Consider the following 19,488-nt stretch of genomic DNA (forward strand, 5'->3'; position numbering starts at 1 on the left):
GCCAAGAAGAAGGGGCGCGGCGATGAGGTCGGTCCTGCCGGTTCTGGTGGTGGTGCTGGCGATCCTGGTCGTCTGGTATGGTGCGGCGGTCTGGCTGAACAGCGCCTGGACCTATGATCAGGCCGCGCGGGCGGGTACGCATCCGACCCTGGTGGATGTGGTCAACGACACGATGGCCCAGGAACGCCCCGTTCTGCCCGCGCCGCATCAGGTGGCCCGTGGCCTGTGGGACGGTGTTGCGGGGCAGAAGATCACCTCAAAGCGCAGCCTGGTCTGGCATGGCTGGGTGACGCTGTCGGCGACGCTGCTGGGTTTTGGCATCGGCACGGGGCTGGGCATCGTGCTGGCGGTGGGGATCGTGCACAGCCGGGCGATGGATCTGTCGGTGATGCCCTGGGCGATTGCCAGCCAGACCATTCCGATCCTGGCGATCGCGCCGATGGTGATCGTGGTGCTGGCCTCGGTCGGGGTGACGGGGATTTTGCCCAAGGCGGTGATTTCGGCCTATCTGTCGTTTTTCCCGGTGCTGGTGGGCATGGTCAAGGGCCTGCGCGCGCCCGACGGGATGCAGCTGGATCTGCTGCGCACCTATAACGCCGGCCGGGGCCAGACGCTGTGGAAGCTGCGGTTGCCCGCGTCCTTGCCCTATCTGTTCGCGAGTCTCAAGGTGGGGATCGCGGCCAGCCTGGTGGGCGCGATCGTGGGGGAACTGCCGGCAGGCGCCACGGCAGGCCTTGGCGCGCGGCTGTTGTCGGGATCCTATTACGGGCAGACGATCCAGATCTGGGCGGCGCTGTTTGCGGCGGCGGCGCTGGCGGCGGGGCTTGTGGTGATCGTGGGCGCGATTGAACGGGCCACGTTGAAACGCATGGGGATGGCGCGATGATCTGGGCGGGGGCGGCGGTTCTGTTCTGGCTTTCGGCCTGGGCCTTCAACAGCTGGCTGGCCGCGCGTCATGGCGCGGACCGGCGGGTGCGGCTGTTCATCCCGCTGCTGTTCGGTGCGACGCTGCTGATCCTGTGGGAGGGGCTGGTGCGCGGCCTTGGGGTCAGCCCCGTGATCCTGCCCGCGCCTTCGGCCATTGCCAGCCGCTTTGCCGGGGCGGTGCCGATCCTTTGGGCCGATTTCCTGCAGACCATCGTCAAGGGTGCGTTGTCGGGCTATGTCATTGGCTGCGGCGCGGCGGTGGCGGTGGCGGTGATGATCGACCGATCCCCGTTCCTGCAGCGCGGCCTGTTGCCGGTGGGCAATTTCGTGGCTGCCCTGCCCATTGTCGGCATCGCGCCGATTCTGGTGATGTGGTTCGGCTTCGACTGGCAGTCGAAGGCGGCGGTGGTCGTGGTGATGGTGTTCTTCCCGGTGCTGGTGAACATGGTCGCGGGGCTGCAGGCGTCAGATGCGCTGCAGCGTGATCTGATGGCGACCTATTCGGCCAGCTATTGGCAGACGCTGGTCAAGCTGCGCCTGCCCGCGGCGATGCCGTTTCTGTTCAACGGGCTGAAAATTGCGACCACGCTGGCGCTGATCGGGGCGATCGTTGCCGAATTTTTCGGCAGCCCGACGCGGGGCATGGGGTTTCGCATCTCGACCGCGGTGGGGCAGCTTGATCTGCCGCTGGTCTGGGCGGAAATTTGTGTGGCGGCGGTGGCGGGGTCGGCCTTCTATGGCGTGATGGCGCTGATCGAAAAGGGGGTGACCTTCTGGCATCCATCCCAGCGCCGCCGCCGATAGGTTTCAATAAACACCCGGCATCGGAAGCGCCGGGGGTCAACAGTGGAGAGCGAGAATGAAGAAGCTGATGACGGGTGTGGCGCTGATGGCGCTGACGGGTTCGGCCGCCTGGGCCGCGGATGAGGTGAAGCTGCAGCTGAAATGGGTCACGCAGGCCCAGTTCGGCGGCTATTTCGTGGCGCTGGACAAGGGGTTTTATGAGGAAGAGGGCCTTGATGTCACGATCCTGCCCGGCGGCCCCGATATCGCGCCGCCGCAGGTGATGGCGGGGGGCGGGGCCGATGTGATGGTGGACTGGCTGCCATCCGCGCTGGCGGCGCGCGAAAAGGGCCTGCCGATCGTGAACATCGCCCAGCCCTTCAAATCGTCGGGCATGATGCTGACCTGTCTGAAGGAATCGGGTGTGCAGTCGCCCGGGGACTTCAAGGGTAAGACGCTGGGTGTCTGGTTTGGCGGCAACGAATATCCCTTTCTGTCGTGGATGAGCACGCTGGGCCTGCCCACCAATGGCGGCGCGGATGGGGTCGAGGTGCTGAAACAGGGCTTCAACGTCGATCCGCTGCTGCAAAAGCAGGCGGCGTGCATTTCGACCATGACCTACAACGAATACTGGCAGGTGATCGATGCGGGCATCGCGCCGGACGAACTGATCACCTTCAAGTATGAGGATCAGGGCGTGGCGACGCTGGAAGACGGGCTGTATGTGCTTGAGGACAACCTGAAAGATCCGGCGTTTGAGGACAAGATGGTCCGCTTTGTCCGCGCGTCCATGAAGGGCTGGAAATATGCCGAGGAAAACCCCGATGAGGCGGCGATGATCGTGCTGGACAATGATGAGACCGGCGCCCAGACGGAAACCCATCAGAAACGCATGATGGCCGAGATCGCCAAGCTGACCGCCGGATCGAACGGCGCGCTGGACCCGGCCGATTTCGACCGGACGGTGGCCACGCTGATGGGGGGCGGATCGGATCCGGTGATTTCGAAAATGCCCGAGGGCGCCTGGACGCATCAGATCACCGACAAGGCGCTGCAGTAAGGCGCAGACAGCGGCGCTTGCGCCGACCCTGGCGCGCATCCCCGGGGATGCGCGCTTTTTCTTTACCTTTGGCTGTTTTGATGGCGGCGACTCAGGCGCGACCTGAGGGTTCGATTTCGGGGGCGATCATGGTGGCGCAGGCAGGGCCGGCGCATTCAGGGCGGGTGCCGGACGGGCAGGGCAGGTGGCGCTGGATCGCCGCGACCGGGATGGTGCTGGCGGTTGTGGCGGGGCTGTTCTACGGGATCTGGCGGCTGGCCCCGGTCCCGGCGCCGGGCTATCTGTTCGGCACACCGGATATGACGGCCGAGGCGGGGTATTGCCTGGCGGTGGCGCGTGCCTCGCAGGGGATGACGCGGGGCAAGGTGGACGCGCAGATGACCGGGTTCATCGGCGAACAGGCCGTCTTCTGGCTGCGCCGGCTGCGTGATCGGGGCGGTGGCCTTGCCGCCAACATCGCCGCGGGCGAGGCGGCCCTGGGCCGCGATCTGGCGCGCGGCGTGGTGACCGACAGCCAGCATCTGGCCACCGCCACCAAGCAATGCGGCTATCGCGCGGTGGAACTGGGTCATCGGTTCCGCGCCTTCCAATAGCGCGGCGGAACCGGGTGCGGCATGACGCAAGGTCATGGGCGCGGGGCTTGATTGCAACCGCTTTCGCGGTCAGGATTTCGGTCACAATGGCAAGGACCGTGATGCCAGGAAGGATTGGGTCCCGGTTCGGCAAGGAGGATGGGATGAAGATTGTGATGAATGGCCGCGCGGTGGGGGGCTGGCGCGCGGCGCTGGCAACGCTGGGCATGGCGGTGCTGGTTGCGGCCTGCGCCCCGGTGCAGGACGATGTCGGCCAGTGTGAACCCGGCGTCGAGACGATCAGCGAAATGGCGACCGTCACCCCGCCGGGCTGTTGAGCTTTGGGGCCGGGGCGCCGGGCCGGGCTGCCGTGGTCTTGTAAAAACCTTTTGGCCCCGGCGGTTTCCGTGTAAATTCCCGGGCGGAGGTTTCGATGGCCCGTTCCGCCCTGACCGGCACCCGCATTCGCGAACGTCGCACCGCGCTGCGCATGAAGCAGGCCGATCTGGCCCGCGCGGTGGGCGTGTCGCCCGCTTATCTGAACCTGATCGAACACAACCGCCGCCGGGTCAGCGACAGCCTGCTGGATCAGCTGGCCGGCGCGCTGTCGGTCGATCCTCTGGCGCTGTCCGAGGGGGCCGAAGGCGCGTTGTTTGACGGTCTGCGCGAGGCGGCGGCGGGGGCGGGGCTGGGCGATCCGCTGTCGGCGGCGCCCGAACTGGACCGGATTGAGGAATTCGTGGGCCGCTTTCCCGGCTGGGCGGCGGTCCTGGCGGGGGGGCAGGCGCGGGTCGCGCAGCTGGAACGCGTCGTCGAAGGCTATGCAGAACGCATGGCGCAGGACCCGTTCCTGCTGGCCTCATTGCATGAGGTGCTGTCGGCGGTGACCTCGCTTCGGTCCACGGCGGCGATTCTGGTCGAGGCCGAGGATATCGAACCGCGGTGGCGCGCGCGCTTTTTGCGCACCATTCAGGAAGAAAGCCTGCGCCTGTCGGACACGGCCGAGGCGCTGGTTGGCTATCTCGATACGCTTGATGAGGCCGAGACGGGCCTGTCCTCGCCGCAGGAGGAACTGGAGGCCTGGCTGGCCGCGCGCGGCTGGCATCTGGAAGAGGTCGAACGCCCCGGCCGGTTCGACCCCGAGACGGTCATCGCGGGGGTGCCGGAACTGGCCAGCGGGGCGGGGCGCACGCTGGCGCGGATGTATCTGGACCGCGCCGCCGCCGATGCGCGCGCGCTGCCCATGGCCCGTCTGCGCGCCGCCCTTGCCGCCGAGGGCCCTGAACCCGGGCGCATCGCCGCGCGCGTCGGGGTGCCGCTGCCGGTGGTGTTCCGCCGCCTGGCCAGCCTGCCCGCGGGAACCGATGGCCTGCCCGCGCCGGGCCTTGTGGTCTGCGACGGGTCCGGCACGCTGACCTTTCGCCGCCCCCTGCCGGGCTTTGCGCTGCCACGGTTCGGCGCGGCCTGTCCGCTTTGGCCGCTGTATGAGGCGCTGGCCCGGCCGATGCAGCCGATCCGCGCCGTGGTCGATATGGCCGGGCGCCTGCCGCAGCGTTTCCTGACCTATGCCTTCTGCGAACCGCGCGCGCCCGCGGGTTTTGACGGTCCGGTTCTGGCCGAGGCCTTCATGCTGATCCTGCCCGCCCCCCCCGAACGTGCCGCATCCGAACGTGCGGTCGGCTCTTCGTGCCGGATCTGCCCGCGCGCCGCCTGCCCGGGCCGGCGCGAGCCTTCGATCCTGACCGAGGGCCAGGCCCCGCGCGGTGTTTGACACGCGCCCCGCGCCCCGCAATAGTCGGCACCGGGGAAGAGGAGATGGCGCAGAATGTCGGGCAGACATGTGCTTCTGATCGAGGATGAGCCGCATATCGCCGAGGCGATCCGGTTCATCCTGTCGCGCGCGGGCTGGCAGGTGTCGCTGCAGCACGATGGGATGGCGGCGATGGCGGCGATTGCCGCGGCGCGACCGGATGTGGTGATCCTGGATCTGATGCTGCCGGGCCGGTCGGGGCTGGAAATCCTGTCCGATCTGCGCGCCGATGCGCGTTTTACGGGGCTGCCGGTGCTGATGCTGACCGCGCGCGGTCAGCAGCGTGACCGCGAGGCCGCGGCGCGCGCCGGGGCCAGTGCGTTCCTGTCCAAGCCCTTTGCCAATGCCGATGTGCTGGCCGCCGTGCGCGCGCTGGCCGACGGCGGGCCGGTCTGAGATGTCGGCCGCCGGCCAGCCGCTGTTCCTGGCCCGCCGGTCCTACCGGCGGCGCCGGATGATGGATGCGGTGCGGCTGTTGCCGCTTCTGGGGGCGGTGCTGGTGATGCTGCCCACGCTGTGGCAGCCCGCCCATACGCCCGAGCCCGATACCGCGCGCGGCACCATCTATCTGTTCGCGGTCTGGGTCTTTCTGATCCTGGCCGCCTTTGGGTTGTCGCGCGCGCTGGGCCCCGCGCCCGAGGATGAAGAGGTCGCCGAAGGCAGCAACGGACCGGGGGACTAGGCGATGCCCTTCAACGTTCTGGTCGCGGTTTGTCTGGTCTATGTGATCATCCTGTTCGCGGTGGCCTTTGAGGTCGAGCGGCGCGAGATGCGCGGCCGGCGCGTGCGGTTTTTGCGCAGTCCCATCGTCTATACGCTGTCGCTGTCGATCTATTGCACCGCCTGGACCTTTTACGGCGCGGTGGGCTATGCGGCGCGTTCCGGGCTGGAATTCGTGACGATCTATCTGGGCCCGACGCTGGTGTTCGTGGGCTGGTGGTGGATATTGCGCAAGCTGGTGCGGATCGGCCGGGCGCAGCGGGTGACCTCGATCGCCGATCTGATCTCAAGCCGCTATGGCAAGTCGAACACCCTGGGTGTGATCGTCACGCTGATGGCGGTGGCGTCCTACACGCCCTATATCGCGCTGCAGCTGCAATCGGTCACGCTGAGCTTCGGGGTCTTTGCCGCCGATGCGCCGCTGGGCTGGGCGCTGCCGGATCAGGGGGCGACGGCGCTGTGGCTGGCGGGGGGGCTGGCGCTGTTCACCATCCTGTTCGGCACGCGCAACCTGGATGCCAACGAACGCCATCACGGTGTGGTCATGGCCATTGCGCTGGAAGCGGTGATGAAGCTGGTGGCGCTGCTGGCGGTGGGGATATTCGTGGTCTGGGGGCTGGCGGGGGGCGTGGCGGATGTGCTGGCGCGCATCGACGCCTCGGCGATTTCGGACTGGCGCTTGCAGCCGGGCCGCTGGGCGGGGCTGACCTTCGTGTCCGCCGCCGCCATCCTGACCCTGCCGCGGATGTTTCAGGTGATGGTGGTGGAAAACACCGATGAACGCCATCTGGCCACCGCCAGCTGGGCCTTTCCCGCCTATCTGATGCTGATGAGCCTGTTTGTCGTGCCGATCGCGGTGATCGGTCTGGAACGGATGCCGCCGGGCACCAACCCGGATCTGTTCGTGCTGACCCTGCCGTTGGCCGCGGGTGAGGGGGGGCTGGCGCTGCTGGCCTTTCTGGGCGGGTTTTCCTCGGCGACCTCGATGGTGATCGTGGCGGCGATCGCGCTGGCGACGATGGTGTCGAACCATATCGTCACGCCGCTGTGGCTGGCGTTGCGGGCGGGATCGGCGCGCGCGCCGGGCGATGTGCGCGGGCTGGTGCTGATGTCGCGGCGGCTGTCGATCGCGGTGGTGCTGGCGATGGGCTATGGCTATTTCCGCCTTTCGGGCGGGTCGGCGGCGCTGGCGGCGATCGGGCTGATCGCCTTTGTGGGCACCGCGCAGGTGCTGCCCGCGATGATCGGGGGCATCTTCTGGCGCGGGGGGACGCGGTCGGGCGCGATCGCGGGGCTAACCCTGGGCTTTGCGATCTGGCTTTACACGCTGTTCCTGCCGTCCTTTGGCGAGGATGGCCTGATTTCCGCCGCCGTCCTGGCCGAGGGGCCCTTTGGCATCGGCTGGCTGCGCCCGCGTGCGCTGTTCGGGATCGAGGGGCTGGACCCCTTGCTGCATGCGCTGTTCTGGTCGCTTTTGCTGAACACGGCGGCCTTCCTGGGGGTGTCGCTGTTTTCCTTCCCCGGCCCGATGGAGCGGCTTCAGGGCGTGGCCTTCGTCAACATTTTCGATCAGGCGCCCGGCACGCGCAGCTGGTCGCGGGGCCAGGCCGAGGCCGAGGACCTGCTGTCGATGTCCCAGCGCATCCTGGGCGTGGATGAGGCGCAGCGATTCTTTCAGGCCGAGGCGGCGGCGCAGGGCAAGGCGGGCTTTTTGCCCGACACCACCCCCGATTTCATCGCCCGGCTGGAACGCCAGCTGGCGGGATCGGTGGGGGCGGCGACGGCCCATGCGATGATCGCGCAGCTGTCGGGCGGGGCCAGTGTTTCGGTGCAGGATCTGATCGCGGTGGCGGGCGAGGCGGCCGAGATCAAGGAATATTCCGCCCAGCTGGAAGCCAAGTCCGAGGAACTGGTCCGCACCGCGCGCGCGCTGCGCGAGGCCAATGACAAGCTGACCGAACTGTCGGTGCAGAAGGATGCCTTCCTGGGCCAGATCAGCCATGAATTGCGCACGCCGATGACCTCGATCCGGGCGTTTTCCGAAATCCTGATGGAACCCGACCTGCCCGAGCCGATGCGCGCCCAATATGCCGAAATCATCCACGAAGAGGCCCGCCGGCTGACCCGGCTGCTGGATGATCTGCTGGACCTCAGCGTGCTGGAAAACCGCAAGGCGCAGCTGAACATCACAGTGGCCAACCTGCATGATCTGATCAGCCGCGCGGTCACGGCGGCCTCATCCTCGCGCGCGGAACGCCCGTTCCGTATTGAACGCGATCCGGCCGCCGAACACATGCCGGTCTTTACCGATGCCGACCGGCTGGTGCAGGTGTTCATCAACCTGATCGCGAACGCGCGCAAATATTGCGATGCCGACCGCCCCGTGCTGCGCATCGAGGTCAAGCAACGCGCAGGCCGCGTGCAGGTGGATTTCATCGACAACGGTTCGGGCATCCCGAAAAAGGCGCAAGGCCTGATCTTTGAGAAATTCTCGCGCCTGACGGATACGTCGAAGGCGGGGGGCGCGGGACTGGGGCTGGCGATCTGCCGCGAGATCATGGTGAATCTGGGCGGCACGATCGATTATGTGCCCGGACAGGGGGGCGCGGCCTTTCGCGTGACACTGCCCCTGCGCCGGCGGGATGCGGCAGCGGGGGCCGATCCGGGCGCGTAGGCCGGAACGGAAAAGGAACGGCTGGCAACGATTTCTAAACCTTGATCTGCGATGCCTTCGGACAAGGCCCCTGCCGGGGGCTTGCGGGGGCGAAGACGGGACCAGGCGGATGACCAGCGACAGGCTTCATACGGTGTTGCGCAAAAAGGCCGAGGCGGGCAAGCCGCCGCCGCCCCTGGCGCCGATGACACCGGACCGGGCGATTTCGCAGGCGCTGGTGCGGGCGACGCAGGACCGGCTTAACCTGCCGTTGCAGGTGGTCGAGCTGAAGGAAACGCGCATGACGCTGGCGGATCTGCCCGAGGCGCTGGAAGATCTGTCGCTGCTGGCGATGATCGAAGGTCCGGGTGAGGGGCTGGGCCTGGTGGCGTTGCCGCCGCCGATGATGTCGGCCCTGATCGAGGCGCAGACGATGGGCCGCCTGTCCGCCCATGCCCCGCCCGCCCGCCGCCCGACGCGGACCGATGCGACGATGTCGGCCGATTTCATCGACACGGTGCTGGCCGCGGTGGAAGAGGCCCTGGCCGCGGATGAGGCGATCACCTGGGCGGGCGGGTTCCGTTATGCCTCATTCCTGGATGATCCGCGCCCGCTGGGGCTTTTGCTGGAAGATGTGTCCTATCGCGTCTGGCGGGTGCAGCTGCGCCTGGGTACGGGGGGCGCGCGTGAGGCGGGGTTTCTTTGGGCGGTTCCCGCACAGGGCCGTGGCCCGGGGCCGGATCGGATCGCGGTGGCCCGGCGCGGGGCGGCGGATCCGGCGGTGGGGGGCGATGCCCCCGATGTCCCCGATACGCAGGCGCAGTGGCAGACGCAGATGCAACGGTCGGTCCTTGCCGCGCCGGTGACGCTGAACGCGGTGCTGCATCGCATGACCGTGCCGCTGTCGGCGGTGCTGTCGCTGCGGGTGGGCATGGACATCCCCTTGCCGGCCGATGCGCTGGAAACCCTGCGTCTGGAAGGCAGCGGCGGGCGGCATGTCGCGGGCGGGCGGCTGGGCCAGGCGCGCGGGATGCGGGCGTTGCGCGTGGTGCCGCGCAGTGAGACGGATGAGGACGAACCGGGGGACGGCAGCAGCCCCGAGGCGGCGGGCGCGACGCTGGCGCCGATGCCCCGGCCCTCGGCCCGGATGGCGACCTTGCCGCCCGGTTTCCTGTCCGACAATGCCCGCAATGAGGCGCGCGCCTTCGATCTGGACCTGCCCGCGCCCGGCCCTGCGCCCGACGGTTCCGGGGCTGGCGCGCCCGGCCTTGCCGCAGGCCTGGACCCGCCGGGCGCGGGGCTTGATCCGGCGCCGTCGGATGACGGGGCGGGGCTGGTGCCGCTGCGCATGGGCTCGGCCTTCTAGGGCGCGCCGCGCCACCCGGGGCGGGGGCGGGGCCCATGGAAAGGGCCATGCAAGGGGCGGTGCGTGACCTCCGCCTGTCACCCGGATCAGGCGTCCTGTTGCGGCATGGGGCGGTCGATCCGGTCCAGCAGGCCGCGCAGCGCAGGCGCAACCGCCATGCCGGCCACCATGGCGGCCACGAACAGCGCGCCCTGCCAGCCACCAAAGCTCAGCTGCGCCAGTGCGGGTCCCGGGCACAGCCCCGCGATGCCCCAGCCCGCCCCGAACAGCAGCGACCCCACCACAAGGTTGCGATCCACCACCGGGGGCTGCGGGCGCGGGATCGGATCGCCCAGCACCGCGCGCCCGCGCCGGTCCGCCAGACGCCAGACAAGGACCATGGGCACCACCGCACCCCCCATGACGAAGGCAAGCGTCGGGTCCCAGGCGCCGAACACGTCCAGCCAGCCCTGCACCTTGGTCGTATCCACCATGCCCGAGACCAGAAGCCCCGCGCCGAACAGCCCACCGGCGATAAAGGCGAACAGGTTGCGCATCAGATCACCCCCAGAACATGGCGCCCCAGCACCAGCGCCAGCCCGCCGCCCAGCAGGTAGAACACCGTGGCCACGAAGCCGCGCAGCGAAAAGCGCGACATGCCGCAGACCCCGTGCCCCGAGGTGCAGCCATTGGCGATCCGCGTGCCCACGCCCACCAGCAGGCCTGCCAGCACGATCACCGCCACATTTGACGTGATATGCGTGTCCACGACCGTATAAAGCGGCACCAGAACCGGCGGCACCGCGATGACACCGGCCAGAAAGGCCAGTCGTTCGGCCCCCTCGCGCCGCCCGGTGCCGTCCACCAGCCCGCCCAGAATGCCGCTTGCGCCCATGATGCGGCCATTCACCAGCAGATACAGGCCCGCCGCCGCCCCAATCATCAGCCCGCCGACAAGGCCCCAGATCCAGTCTTGTTCCATCCCGTCTCCCAATTCGCGCGCAACCGGCGGGGACGCCGGCGCTCCCTTGCGCGGGGGCAGGATACAGGCGGGGGGCACACAAGCTCAAGCCGGGGCGCTTTGACCTGTATCAAGGCTGCGTGGGGGTGCTATGCCTAAATGGACAGGATCGACAGGAGAGTGCGATGAAATCCGTAGAAACCCGCAAGGCCGAACTGGAAACCCGCCGCGCCCAGCTGACCCAGCGCATGCAAAGCATCGATTCCGAGCTGGACCAGCATCAGGAAAAGGACTGGGAAGAGCTGGCCACCGAACGCGAACAGGATGAGGTTCTGGAAGATCTGGGCCATGCGGCGCAGGCCGAGATCCGCATGATCGACGCGGCGCTTCAGCGGATCGCCGGGGGGGAATACGGGTTTTGCGTCACCTGTGGCGCGCGCATCGCCGAGGAACGGCTGGACGTGCTGCCCGGCACCCCCTTTTGCCGCGATCACGCCGCCGCGCATTGACCGCCCGACCTTGACCGCCCGACCTTGACCGTGGCGCCTTGAGGACCGCCGGTCCTTGCCGCTGACCGTGGGGTCGCGGCCTGTGGATGACCGGCCCAAAACGGCCGCCGGGGCGTTGCCTTGCGCCGATTTGGCCGTAAACTCGGGCCCCGGCAAGTGGCAAGTATAGTATATGGGCGCGCAAGGGGCGAATGGATATGACCGTGCAAGACGGGTTTCGGATGACCGAAGGGGTCGCGGTGATCGACCTGTCGGCGTTGGCGGGCCATTCTGACGCGGGGTTTGGCGGGCGGCTGCGCGCGGCCCTTGGCGGCGCCCTTGCAGCCGCGTTTGCCGCGCCGGGGGGGCGGGCGGTTGTGCTATGCGCAAGCGCGGGCTGGCCGGTGGCGGCGGATGTGGCCGGGGATTATGACGACGTGCCCGGCGTGCCGGGCCTGCGGGCGCTGGCCGGGGTGCTTGCGGGCGCGCAGGTGCCGGTGATCGCGCTGTTGTCGGGGCAGGTGGCGGGCGGCGCGCTGGCGCTGTCGCAGGCGGTGCGGTTGCGCGTGGCGCTGACCGGGACCGCCTTCCTTGCGCCCGAGACCGGCCTGGGCCTGTTGCCGGCTGCGGGCGGGCTGGTGCGGCTGGCGCGCCGGGCGGGGCCGGGGGCGGCGCTGGCGCTGTGCGATCACGCCGAGGGGCCGGTCGGGGCGCGGCACGCGCTGGGCCTTGGCCTGTGCGATGCGGTTCTGTCGGCCGAGGCCGCCGATCCCGTGGTTCTGGCGTGTGGACTTCTGGGCGATGGCCTGTCGCTGGGCCGCAGCCCCGAGGCGGGGCTTGCCGATCCCGCGGCGGGGCTGGCCGCGGTGGCGCAGGCGCGCGCGCGCATCGCGCCGGGGCCGTTGGCCGAAGCCGCGCACCGCCGCGCCGATTGCGCCGAGGCCGCGCTGTTGCTGCCGCTGGATGAGGCGCTGGATTACGAAGAGGTCGCCTTTGCCGATCTGGCCGGTGGGGCGGTAGCGCAGGGCTTGCGCCATGCCGCCGCGGCACGCCGCCGGGCAGCCCAGGTGCCGGGGGCGGTGGCGCCTGGGCCCGATCTGCAGCCGCCGCTGCGCGTGGCGCTGTGGGATCAGTCTGACGCGCTGGCGCTGGCGCTGATCGGCGCGGGCCATGAGGTGGTTCTGGGCGCCTCGGCCCCGGACCGCTTGCAGCAGGCCTTTGCGCGAATCGCCATGGCACAGGAAACCGCGGTGCAATCGGGCCGGCTTGATCCCGCCCGGCGCGAGGCCGATTGGGGCCGGCTGGGCGCTGCGACCGAACCGGCAGGCCTGCGCGCGGCGGGGGGCGATGCGCCCGCGCTGATCGTGGCGGGCCTGACCGGCCCGGCCCGGGCGCGGGCCGAGACGGTGGCGGGCCTGCGCGCGCTGTGCGGCCCGGCGACGGTTCTGGTGCTGGAAGGCGCGCAGGCGGCGGGCCCCGTTCTGGGGCTGCGCCGTGGCGGGGCGTTGTGCGAACTGGCCGCCAGCGATCAGGCCGCGCCCGGTGCGGTGAGGCTGGCCCACGGGCTTCTGGCGCTGGCCCCGGGCGCGGTGGTGCTGGGCGCGGCGGCGGGCGTTGGCATCCTGGCGCGGCTTGAGGCGGCGCTGCTGGCTGCGGCGGAACGCGCGGTGATCGCGGGGGCGGCGCCGCAGCAGGCGGATCAGGCGTTGATCGCGCTGGGCCTGGCACAGGGGCCGCTGGCGCGGGCCGACCGCATCGGTCCGGGGCGTCTGGCCGCCGCGATCCGGCGTGGCGGGCGTGACCCGGGGCTTCTGGCGCTGGCGCTGCAGGGGGCGGGGGCGGCGCTGTATCTGCATCCCGAAGGCGCCCCGCCCGTGCCCGCCCCGCGGCTGGACGCGCTGCTGGAGGCTGTCCGGCGCGAAGCCGGGGTGGTCGCGCGCCGCCTGCCGCCTGCCACATTGCGGGCCCGGCTGTGGGCCGAGATGGCCGCCGAGGGCGCGGCGCTGTTGCAGGAAGGGGCCGCCCATCGCGCCAGCGACATCGACCTGGCGGCGGCGCTGGGGTTGGGCTTTCCCGATCATCTGGGCGGGCCGTTGTTTCAGGCCGACCAGGCGGGCCTGCTGGCGACGCGCAAATTGTTGCGCGCGCTGGCCGGGGAAGGCGCGCCCGCGCCGGTCACGCTGTGGGATGTGCTGATCCGCAACGGCAAGCGGTTTTGCGACCTCAGCGCGCCCTGAGGTCCGGCCGGGCGGGGTCCAGCCACGGGGGTGCAGCCACGGGGGCCCAGCCACGGGGGGCAGTGGCGGGGCTAGCGCAGCACCACGCCGATCACCACCATCATCAGTCCCACGACCGACACGAACAGCGCCGCCAGGTTGATCGCCACCACCCGCTGCAGGCGCGCGCGCAGCGCGGCATCGTCCAGTCCCGCACGCCTGGCCCGGGTGACGGCAAGGATGCACCAGACAATCCCCGCCAAGCCCGCGACCGAAACTGCCGCGCCCGTCCAGATCAGCCCGTCCATGCCCCGTCCTCACCCATTTTTGCCGATCCTTGCCGCCTAGCGCGAAGCCCCGCGCATGGCAAGGGCGGCATCTTCTTGAAGACCGGCGGATGAGCGTCTAGTCAGGGGCAAAGCGATGCGCCCGTGAAAGAGGACCGACATGCCCAGCGATGCCACCTATAATGTCGCCGCCGACGAACTGCGCCAGTTCATCGAGCAATATGAACATCTTGAGGCCGAGAAAAAGGACATCACCGAACAGCAGAAGGACGTGATGTCCGAAGCCAAGGCCCGCGGCTATGACACCAAGGTGATGAAAAAGATCATCGGGATGCGCAAGCGCGACAAGAACGATCTGGCCGAGGAAGAGGCGATTCTGGATATCTACAAGGCCGCGCTGGGCATGGCCTGATCCGGTTGCGCCGGGCCTTGGGGCCCGGTGCTGCCCGCCGTGGACGCGTCTCAGGGGGCGATGAACTCGACCCCGGGCAGGGCGGCGATTTCGGCGCAATCGGCCTCATAGGTGGCGGTGATCTCATCGACCAGTGCCGCGTCCCAGCCCGGGAAGGGCAGGTCCAGCTCGATCTGGTCGGGCAGGGCGAACTTGTCCAGGAAGGCGCTGATGATCCGCTGCCGCCGGGCGATGGTTTTCGGCGGATGGCTGGCCAGATAGGCGCGCAGGCGCTTCATCCCGGCCTGGGACATGATCGTCGACAGGATGGTGAAATCGCCCCGAAGCGGCGCCCCGGCGGGCAGGCCGGTCACGGATCGCATCACCTCGGGCCAGATCAGCGGCGTATCTTCGTGGCACCAGATCACAAAGCGCCGGCCCGCCGCCGCCTCGACCATGCGCCGCACCACCGGCCCCCAGCGCAGGGCGCGCGGGTCATGCCCCGCCATCAGGGTTGCATAGCTTGCCCCCTCGATCCGTTCCAGCAGCGCGGGGATCAGCGTGGCGGGGTTGATCAGCGCCAGGTGAAATTCGGTCTGGGCCTCGGGGAACAGGTTGGCCAGCGGCGCGATCTTGCCCGGCGCCATGCTGTAAAACCCCTGCGGCAGGATGACGCGCTGGGGAACGCACAGGAAGAAGTCGTGGCTGAACACGATCCGGCGCGGCGGGTCACGATCGACCGCGCCGGTCAGCAGGCGGGTTTGCACCTCGGCCGGGGCGGGATCGCCCTTCAGCGCGACCAGCGCATCGCGCAGCGCCAGGCGATAGCGCGAGGGCGCGGGCACCACGATGTCATCGATATTGAGCGTATCGGCATTGCGCAGCAGCGCGCGGACCAGCCGGTCCTCATCCGTTGCATGCGCGCCAAGGTGAAATACAACCTGCATGACATATACCCTACTGTTCGGCAAAGTCTTACAGGGGGCTTTCTGGACAGGCAAATGGCTTTGCTGTAACCCGCTTGCATGATGACCAAGAAAAACAGTCAATCACTGGCGCGCGGGGGCGCCGCCACACAGGGGTTGCGCCAGTCCGGCAGCGGGCTTTGGTCGGCGGGCGCGCTGGTGATTGCGGCGCTGATCGTGGCGCCGATCCTGGCGGTGCTGTGGGTCGCGGCGAATCCGTCGGAAAACATCTGGCCGCATCTGATCGCGACCGCGCTGCCGCGCTATCTGGTCAACACGGCGATTCTGGCGGGGGGCGTGGGTCTTTTGTCGGCGATGGTGGGGGCGGGGGCGGCCTGGCTGATCACGATGTACCGTTTTCCGCTGTCGGGGGTGCTGGAATGGCTGCTGCTGCTGCCGCTGGCGATCCCGGCCTATGTGGGCGCCTATGCGCTGGTGGATTTCCTGGATTATTCCGGCCCGGTGCAGATCGCGCTGCGCGAGACCTTTGGCTGGGTCTCGGTGCGCGATTACTGGTTTCCGCCGGTGCGTTCGCGCGCGGCGGCGGTGATCGTGCTGGCGGCGGCGCTGTATCCTTATGTCTATCTGCTGGCGCGCGCGGCCTTTCGCGAACAATCGGGCGGCAGCTATGAGGTGGCGCGGGCCCTGGGCGCGGGGCCGCTGGGCCTGTTCTGGCGGGTGGGCCTGCCGCTGGCGCGCCCGGCGATCGCGGCGGGGGCAGCCATCGCGATGATGGAGACGGTGGCGGATTATGGCGTGATGGATTATTTTGGCGTGCAGACGCTGACCACGGGGATCTTCACCACCTGGCTGGAGGCGGGCAATGCCGGGGGCGCGGCGCAGATCGCGGGGGTGATTCTGGGCGTGGTCTTTGCGCTGCTGGCGCTGGAAAAGATCAGCCGCAAGAATTCGCGCTATTACCAGTCGGCCCGCCAGCCGCGCCCTGTCGCGCGCCAGTCCCTGCGCGGTCTTGCGGGATGGGCCGCGATGCTGGCCTGCGCGCTGCCCTTTGCCTTGGGTTTCGTGCTGCCGGTTGCGGTGATGGGGGCGCATGCGCTGGCCAATCCGGAAGCCTGGGTCGGCCCGGGGCTGAGCCGCGCGCTGTGGCATACGGTGGCGGTGGGCGGCACGGCGGCGGTTCTGACGGTGCTGGCGGCGCTGTTCATGGTCTATGGCGTGCGGATGACCGGGCGGCAGCTGCCACGGGTGCTGTTGCCTTTTACCACGCTGGGCTATGCGGCGCCGGGGGCGGTGCTGGCGGTGGGCATCCTGCTGCCGCTGGCGGCGCTGGATCACCGGCTGGCCGATCTGCTGGCTGCGCTGACCGGGCATGACCCGGGGCTGTTGCTGACCGGGTCGGCGGCGGCGATCGTTCTGGCCTATGTGGTGCGGTTCTTTGCCATTGCGCAGGGGGCCGCCGATACCGCCTTTGGCCGGGTGTCGCCGTCGTTGCCGATGGCCGCCCGGTCGCTGGGCCGCACCGCGGGCGGGGCCCTGCGCGAGGTCTATCTGCCGCTGATGAAGGGGTCGGTCGGATCGGCGCTGCTGCTGGTCTTTGTCGATTGTGTCAAGGAATTGCCGGCGACAATGCTGTTGCGGCCGTTCAACTATGAGACCCTGGCGACGCGGGTGCATGAGAAGGCGAGCCTGGAAAACCTGGGCGATGCCTCGCCGGCGGCGCTTTTGGTGATGGTGGTGGGTCTGGCGGCTGTGGCGATTCTGGCGCGGGCCAATCTGGGCGCGCGGGCGCGTGCACGGGCGTGATCACGGGGGTGATGGGGCCACGCGTCTGGTCCCCCGGGGCGCGCGTGGTGCCGCCGCCGGGGGTTTTCCACCCCCGGACCCCCGGAGGATATTTCCGCAAAGCCGAAGGCAGGCATGATCGGGGGGGGCGGGGCCGTGCAGGGGCTTGCACGCGCGCGGCGGGCGATCTATCTGAACCTTGTGGTTGGCCGGTGTAGCTCAGTTGGTAGAGCGGCGATCTTGTAAGTCGAGGGTCGGGGGTTCGAGTCCCTTCTCCGGCACCACTTTTCCCTTTGGAGACGGAAGAACCATAGGGAAATCATTTGGTTTTTCTGTTCGTTGATTTGTGCAGGGCAGGCTTTGCCCGCGCAGACAGTCCGGCAGGCCGCTTTTGGATCGTATCGATTCGGTGATCGCGCTGGCCGGCAGGATGGCGTGGCGCCAGTCAGCCGATGCGGCGAAAAAGCACAGGCCCGGCAAGGCAATCGTAACAAAACCCGTGATATATGAAAGCCAACGCCCCCGCCGGGGTTGAAACCCGCAGGGCGGGCCGTGCGAAACGTGCCAAAGGCATTTTTCTGATTGTGGTGATCCGTGTCAGGCCGCGGATCCTGACGCAGGAAGGCGAAGGGGATGCGATGAAGCCGAAGGTTGCGGCGCTGCTGGCCAATATCACGGGGGTTTCCATGCCCGGCATGGGCGTGGGCATGGGCATGGGTGGGATCGGGGGGCTGATCCTGCTGGCGCTGGCTGTGCGGGTGGTGGCCAATCCGCACATCCTGATCGGCTTTGCCATTGCGGCCTTTGTCATCGTGCATGTCTGTCTGCTGGCTGCGGGCGGGGCGTTCCGCGACCATGCCGCACCGATGATCACCGGCTTCGACAAGGGCGATCTGCCCCCGAGGAAGAGGCCTGTCTGTTGCGCGACGAACCGGCGCGGATCCGGAAAGGCCAGCCTTTCCTTTTCGGCGTCCGCAGTCCGCACCCGGACCAGGACCAGGATTCCGCCGTTCCTGACCTGACGGGCATGGTAATCCGTGCGGTGCGTGCCGACCCGGCGTGCCAGAACGCTGCCGATTGCGGCGGCTAGCCCGTCGATGATCATGCCCCCTTCGGCCCGGGCCGCGGGTGCCTGTGTCCCGCGGCCCGGTTCTGCTGAGCGTGGTCAGAGGTTGTATTGCTCGCGCGCATAGTCGCCCAGCCCAACGGCGTCGAGGCGCGACAGGGGGGCCAGGAATGTCACCTGGATGACGCCCGGCGCGCGGCCGATCTCGATCGCGCCGTTGACGGTGGCGCGGTTGCGCACCTCGGCCACGGTCATTCCCAGAAGTTTCGCCGCCCGCGCCAGCCCGTTGTCGATCGCCGCGTTCAGGTTGGCCGCCGTGCCGATGACCGAGACCGGTGCCAGCGGCTCGATATCCGCCACCCCCCATTGCCCGGCAAGCCGCTGACCCTTTGCCCGTTCGGCCGCGGTAAAGGGGCGGGCCAGCGGGGGCAGATCCTCTTCCAGCGGGAACAGCACCGGACCATCCAGCGGATAGTTCCTCACGACCTCGACCTGCAGCGTCACGCTGCCGGCCACATCCATCGTATGGCCCGCGATTTCGCCATCGCCCTGGCCTGCGTGCATGTCGCCCATGTAGATGCCCGCGCCCTTGACCTTGACCGGCGCGATCAGGATCGCGCCGGCGCGCACGGCGTCGATGTCCATGTGGCCATCGGTCTTGTGTTCGGCCAGTTGTTCGGCGGTGATCGCATAGGCATGCGGCGCGCCCACCAGGAAGGCGCCGAAATCGCCTGCGTTATGGCTGTCGGGCATGGCCATGGACGGGCAGGTGCCAAGCTGGCCCAGGAAGGGCCGCATCCGCACCAGCGTTCCGGGCATGTCGGACGGCGCATAGGTCAGGATCGAATGCTGACGGCTGCCGTCGGGCAGGGCGGCGTAATGGTTCGCGTCCCGCGCAATGGTCTCGGCGGCGGCTCTGGGCAGGGTCAGGCCGACGCTGCGGGTGTCATCGAAGGTGACGGTATAGCCGTGCACGATTTCGAAGGGTTTGACCGCATTGCCACAGGTGTCGCATTTCACCGCGTCCTGGCCGATGCCTTCCACATGGGTTTCCGGCCAGACCGTATCGCAGACCGGGCAGCGCGCGGCGATATAGGGGTCGCCCAGGCAGAACCCCTCGGGCGAGCTGTCATGGCCGGATGCGGTGGCGATCGAGGTCACGGTGATGTCGCGGATGCGGATGGCGATGCCGTCGCCGGGTTCGGCCCCGTTGACGAAGACGGGGGTGGTGACTTCGTGCCCGCCGCGCAGGCGCGGGGTGATCATCGGCCCCCAGCACCCCGGCGCGGTGTTGGCGATGATCGTGCCGCCGTTTTCCACGGGTCCCAGCATCGGCGCGGCGGGGTCCAGGACGCTGTTGGTGAATTCCGACACGACGACGCTGCGGCGCGCTGCGGTGGTGGTTCCATCTGGCATGATATCCTCCCGTTGGGTTCAGGGTATTGGATCAAGAGTAGACCGGAGGGGCGGAACTGCAAGCGCGCTGCATTGTGTCGGTTCG

20 protein-coding genes and 1 tRNA gene are annotated in these 19,488 nt (G+C 68.8%); 16 read left to right on the top strand and 5 right to left on the bottom strand.

What is annotated here, in order from left to right; translation table 11 throughout:
• The first annotated feature begins 22 nt into the window (after positions 1 to 22).
• From ACK8OU_RS02565 to ACK8OU_RS02610, 10 genes are all read left to right on the top strand, one after another.
• The gene (locus tag ACK8OU_RS02565) at positions 23 to 886 is read left to right on the top strand and encodes an ABC transporter permease (RefSeq protein WP_410301785.1); all 864 of its coding nucleotides are present in this window, start codon (positions 23 to 25) and stop codon (positions 884 to 886) included.
• Positions 883 to 1,731: an ABC transporter permease gene (locus tag ACK8OU_RS02570; RefSeq protein WP_410301786.1), complete on the top strand. Its 849-nt coding sequence runs from the start codon at positions 883 to 885 to the stop codon at positions 1,729 to 1,731. The genes ACK8OU_RS02565 and ACK8OU_RS02570 overlap by 4 nt, the downstream gene beginning before the upstream one ends.
• A 55-nt stretch (positions 1,732 to 1,786) precedes the next feature.
• Positions 1,787 to 2,770, top strand: a complete 984-nt coding sequence (locus ACK8OU_RS02575; protein ID WP_410301787.1) for an ABC transporter substrate-binding protein — start codon at positions 1,787 to 1,789, stop codon at positions 2,768 to 2,770.
• A gap of 80 nt (positions 2,771 to 2,850) precedes the next feature.
• The gene (locus ACK8OU_RS02580; protein WP_410301788.1) at positions 2,851 to 3,363 is read left to right on the top strand and encodes a hypothetical protein; all 513 of its coding nucleotides are present in this window, start codon (positions 2,851 to 2,853) and stop codon (positions 3,361 to 3,363) included.
• A 143-nt stretch (positions 3,364 to 3,506) separates the two neighbouring features.
• Positions 3,507 to 3,680: a hypothetical protein gene (locus tag ACK8OU_RS02585; protein WP_410301789.1), complete on the top strand. Its 174-nt coding sequence runs from the start codon at positions 3,507 to 3,509 to the stop codon at positions 3,678 to 3,680.
• A gap of 95 nt (positions 3,681 to 3,775) precedes the next feature.
• Positions 3,776 to 5,113 carry a short-chain fatty acyl-CoA regulator family protein gene (locus tag ACK8OU_RS02590; protein WP_410301790.1) on the top strand — a complete coding sequence of 446 codons (1,338 nt, stop codon included), beginning with the start codon at positions 3,776 to 3,778 and terminating at the stop codon, positions 5,111 to 5,113.
• Positions 5,114 to 5,167: 54 nt separating this feature from the next.
• A complete protein-coding gene (locus ACK8OU_RS02595; RefSeq protein WP_410301791.1) occupies positions 5,168 to 5,548 on the top strand; it encodes a response regulator transcription factor in 381 nt (126 codons plus the stop codon).
• Position 5,549: 1 nt separating this feature from the next.
• A complete protein-coding gene (locus ACK8OU_RS02600; protein ID WP_410301792.1) occupies positions 5,550 to 5,834 on the top strand; it encodes a hypothetical protein in 285 nt (94 codons plus the stop codon).
• Between the two features lie 3 nt (positions 5,835 to 5,837).
• On the top strand, positions 5,838 to 8,546 hold the full coding sequence (locus ACK8OU_RS02605) for an ATP-binding protein (protein ID WP_410301793.1): 2,709 nt from the start codon (positions 5,838 to 5,840) through the stop codon (positions 8,544 to 8,546).
• Positions 8,547 to 8,655: 109 nt separating this feature from the next.
• The gene (locus ACK8OU_RS02610) at positions 8,656 to 9,891 is read left to right on the top strand and encodes a FliM/FliN family flagellar motor switch protein (RefSeq protein WP_410301794.1); all 1,236 of its coding nucleotides are present in this window, start codon (positions 8,656 to 8,658) and stop codon (positions 9,889 to 9,891) included.
• A gap of 86 nt (positions 9,892 to 9,977) precedes the next feature.
• Here ACK8OU_RS02610 and ACK8OU_RS02615 read toward each other — a convergent pair whose 3' ends face one another.
• Both ACK8OU_RS02615 and ACK8OU_RS02620 read right to left on the bottom strand, forming a co-directional pair.
• Entirely contained in the window at positions 9,978 to 10,427 is a 450-nt protein-coding gene (locus tag ACK8OU_RS02615) for a DUF6691 family protein (protein ID WP_410301795.1), read from the bottom strand.
• Positions 10,427 to 10,852, bottom strand: a complete 426-nt coding sequence (locus tag ACK8OU_RS02620) for a YeeE/YedE family protein (protein WP_410301796.1) — start codon at positions 10,850 to 10,852, stop codon at positions 10,427 to 10,429. Before ACK8OU_RS02620 ends, ACK8OU_RS02615 begins: the two co-directional genes overlap by 1 nt.
• 164 nt (positions 10,853 to 11,016) lie before the next feature.
• Between ACK8OU_RS02620 and ACK8OU_RS02625 the strand changes: the two genes are divergently transcribed.
• Both ACK8OU_RS02625 and ACK8OU_RS02630 read left to right on the top strand, forming a co-directional pair.
• Complete coding sequence (locus tag ACK8OU_RS02625; protein WP_410301797.1) at positions 11,017 to 11,340, top strand: TraR/DksA family transcriptional regulator; 324 nt, start codon at positions 11,017 to 11,019, stop codon at positions 11,338 to 11,340.
• A 203-nt stretch (positions 11,341 to 11,543) separates the two neighbouring features.
• On the top strand, positions 11,544 to 13,556 hold the full coding sequence (locus ACK8OU_RS02630; RefSeq protein WP_410301799.1) for an enoyl-CoA hydratase/isomerase family protein: 2,013 nt from the start codon (positions 11,544 to 11,546) through the stop codon (positions 13,554 to 13,556).
• Positions 13,557 to 13,627: 71 nt separating this feature from the next.
• Here the strand turns inward: ACK8OU_RS02630 and ACK8OU_RS02635 are convergent, their stop codons facing one another.
• The gene (locus tag ACK8OU_RS02635) at positions 13,628 to 13,843 is read right to left on the bottom strand and encodes a hypothetical protein (protein WP_410301800.1); all 216 of its coding nucleotides are present in this window, start codon (positions 13,841 to 13,843) and stop codon (positions 13,628 to 13,630) included.
• 139 nt (positions 13,844 to 13,982) lie between these two features.
• Here ACK8OU_RS02635 and ACK8OU_RS02640 point away from each other — a divergent pair, with 139 nt between their 5' ends.
• Positions 13,983 to 14,234 (top strand): DUF2312 domain-containing protein, encoded by a 252-nt coding sequence (locus tag ACK8OU_RS02640; protein WP_410301801.1) that lies wholly within the window; start codon positions 13,983 to 13,985, stop codon positions 14,232 to 14,234.
• A gap of 50 nt (positions 14,235 to 14,284) precedes the next feature.
• On the opposite strand, the gene ACK8OU_RS02645 is transcribed toward ACK8OU_RS02640, so the two are convergent.
• Complete coding sequence (locus ACK8OU_RS02645) at positions 14,285 to 15,160, bottom strand: hypothetical protein (protein WP_410301802.1); 876 nt, start codon at positions 15,158 to 15,160, stop codon at positions 14,285 to 14,287.
• Positions 15,161 to 15,241: 81 nt separating this feature from the next.
• Here ACK8OU_RS02645 and ACK8OU_RS02650 point away from each other — a divergent pair, with 81 nt between their 5' ends.
• The 3 genes from ACK8OU_RS02650 (at position 15,242) to ACK8OU_RS02660 (ending at position 17,943) form a co-directional block, all read left to right on the top strand.
• Complete coding sequence (locus ACK8OU_RS02650) at positions 15,242 to 16,942, top strand: ABC transporter permease (protein WP_410301803.1); 1,701 nt, start codon at positions 15,242 to 15,244, stop codon at positions 16,940 to 16,942.
• Positions 16,943 to 17,129: 187 nt separating this feature from the next.
• Positions 17,130 to 17,205, top strand: a tRNA-Thr gene (locus tag ACK8OU_RS02655).
• 354 nt (positions 17,206 to 17,559) lie between these two features.
• On the top strand, positions 17,560 to 17,943 hold the full coding sequence (locus tag ACK8OU_RS02660; protein ID WP_410301805.1) for a hypothetical protein: 384 nt from the start codon (positions 17,560 to 17,562) through the stop codon (positions 17,941 to 17,943).
• 143 nt (positions 17,944 to 18,086) lie between these two features.
• Here the strand turns inward: ACK8OU_RS02660 and ACK8OU_RS02665 are convergent, their stop codons facing one another.
• Positions 18,087 to 19,403, bottom strand: a complete 1,317-nt coding sequence (locus ACK8OU_RS02665; RefSeq protein ID WP_410301806.1) for an acetamidase/formamidase family protein — start codon at positions 19,401 to 19,403, stop codon at positions 18,087 to 18,089.
• Positions 19,404 to 19,488: the final 85 nt, after the last annotated feature.

Source organism: Pontitalea aquivivens, from assembly GCF_046507575.1.
Classification (GTDB): domain Bacteria; phylum Pseudomonadota; class Alphaproteobacteria; order Rhodobacterales; family Rhodobacteraceae; genus Pontitalea; species Pontitalea aquivivens.

Bases quoted from the DNA above. Each gene is read 5' to 3' on its own strand.
- ACK8OU_RS02565 (WP_410301785.1), top strand. From the start codon at position 23: ATGAGGTCGGTCCTGCCGGTTCTGGTGGTGGTGCTGGCGATCCTGGTC.
- ACK8OU_RS02570 (WP_410301786.1), top strand. From the start codon at position 883: ATGATCTGGGCGGGGGCGGCGGTTCTGTTCTGGCTTTCGGCCTGGGCC.
- ACK8OU_RS02575 (WP_410301787.1), top strand. From the start codon at position 1,787: ATGAAGAAGCTGATGACGGGTGTGGCGCTGATGGCGCTGACGGGTTCG.
- ACK8OU_RS02580 (WP_410301788.1), top strand. From the start codon at position 2,851: ATGGCGGCGACTCAGGCGCGACCTGAGGGTTCGATTTCGGGGGCGATC.
- ACK8OU_RS02585 (WP_410301789.1), top strand. From the start codon at position 3,507: ATGAAGATTGTGATGAATGGCCGCGCGGTGGGGGGCTGGCGCGCGGCG.
- ACK8OU_RS02590 (WP_410301790.1), top strand. From the start codon at position 3,776: ATGGCCCGTTCCGCCCTGACCGGCACCCGCATTCGCGAACGTCGCACC.
- ACK8OU_RS02595 (WP_410301791.1), top strand. From the start codon at position 5,168: ATGTCGGGCAGACATGTGCTTCTGATCGAGGATGAGCCGCATATCGCC.
- ACK8OU_RS02600 (WP_410301792.1), top strand. From the start codon at position 5,550: ATGTCGGCCGCCGGCCAGCCGCTGTTCCTGGCCCGCCGGTCCTACCGG.
- ACK8OU_RS02605 (WP_410301793.1), top strand. From the start codon at position 5,838: ATGCCCTTCAACGTTCTGGTCGCGGTTTGTCTGGTCTATGTGATCATC.
- ACK8OU_RS02610 (WP_410301794.1), top strand. From the start codon at position 8,656: ATGACCAGCGACAGGCTTCATACGGTGTTGCGCAAAAAGGCCGAGGCG.
- ACK8OU_RS02615 (WP_410301795.1), bottom strand. From the start codon at position 10,427: ATGCGCAACCTGTTCGCCTTTATCGCCGGTGGGCTGTTCGGCGCGGGG.
- ACK8OU_RS02620 (WP_410301796.1), bottom strand. From the start codon at position 10,852: ATGGAACAAGACTGGATCTGGGGCCTTGTCGGCGGGCTGATGATTGGG.
- ACK8OU_RS02625 (WP_410301797.1), top strand. From the start codon at position 11,017: ATGAAATCCGTAGAAACCCGCAAGGCCGAACTGGAAACCCGCCGCGCC.
- ACK8OU_RS02635 (WP_410301800.1), bottom strand. From the start codon at position 13,843: ATGGACGGGCTGATCTGGACGGGCGCGGCAGTTTCGGTCGCGGGCTTG.
- ACK8OU_RS02640 (WP_410301801.1), top strand. From the start codon at position 13,983: ATGCCCAGCGATGCCACCTATAATGTCGCCGCCGACGAACTGCGCCAG.
- ACK8OU_RS02645 (WP_410301802.1), bottom strand. From the start codon at position 15,160: ATGCAGGTTGTATTTCACCTTGGCGCGCATGCAACGGATGAGGACCGG.
- ACK8OU_RS02650 (WP_410301803.1), top strand. From the start codon at position 15,242: ATGACCAAGAAAAACAGTCAATCACTGGCGCGCGGGGGCGCCGCCACA.
- ACK8OU_RS02660 (WP_410301805.1), top strand. From the start codon at position 17,560: ATGAAGCCGAAGGTTGCGGCGCTGCTGGCCAATATCACGGGGGTTTCC.
- ACK8OU_RS02665 (WP_410301806.1), bottom strand. From the start codon at position 19,403: ATGCCAGATGGAACCACCACCGCAGCGCGCCGCAGCGTCGTCGTGTCG.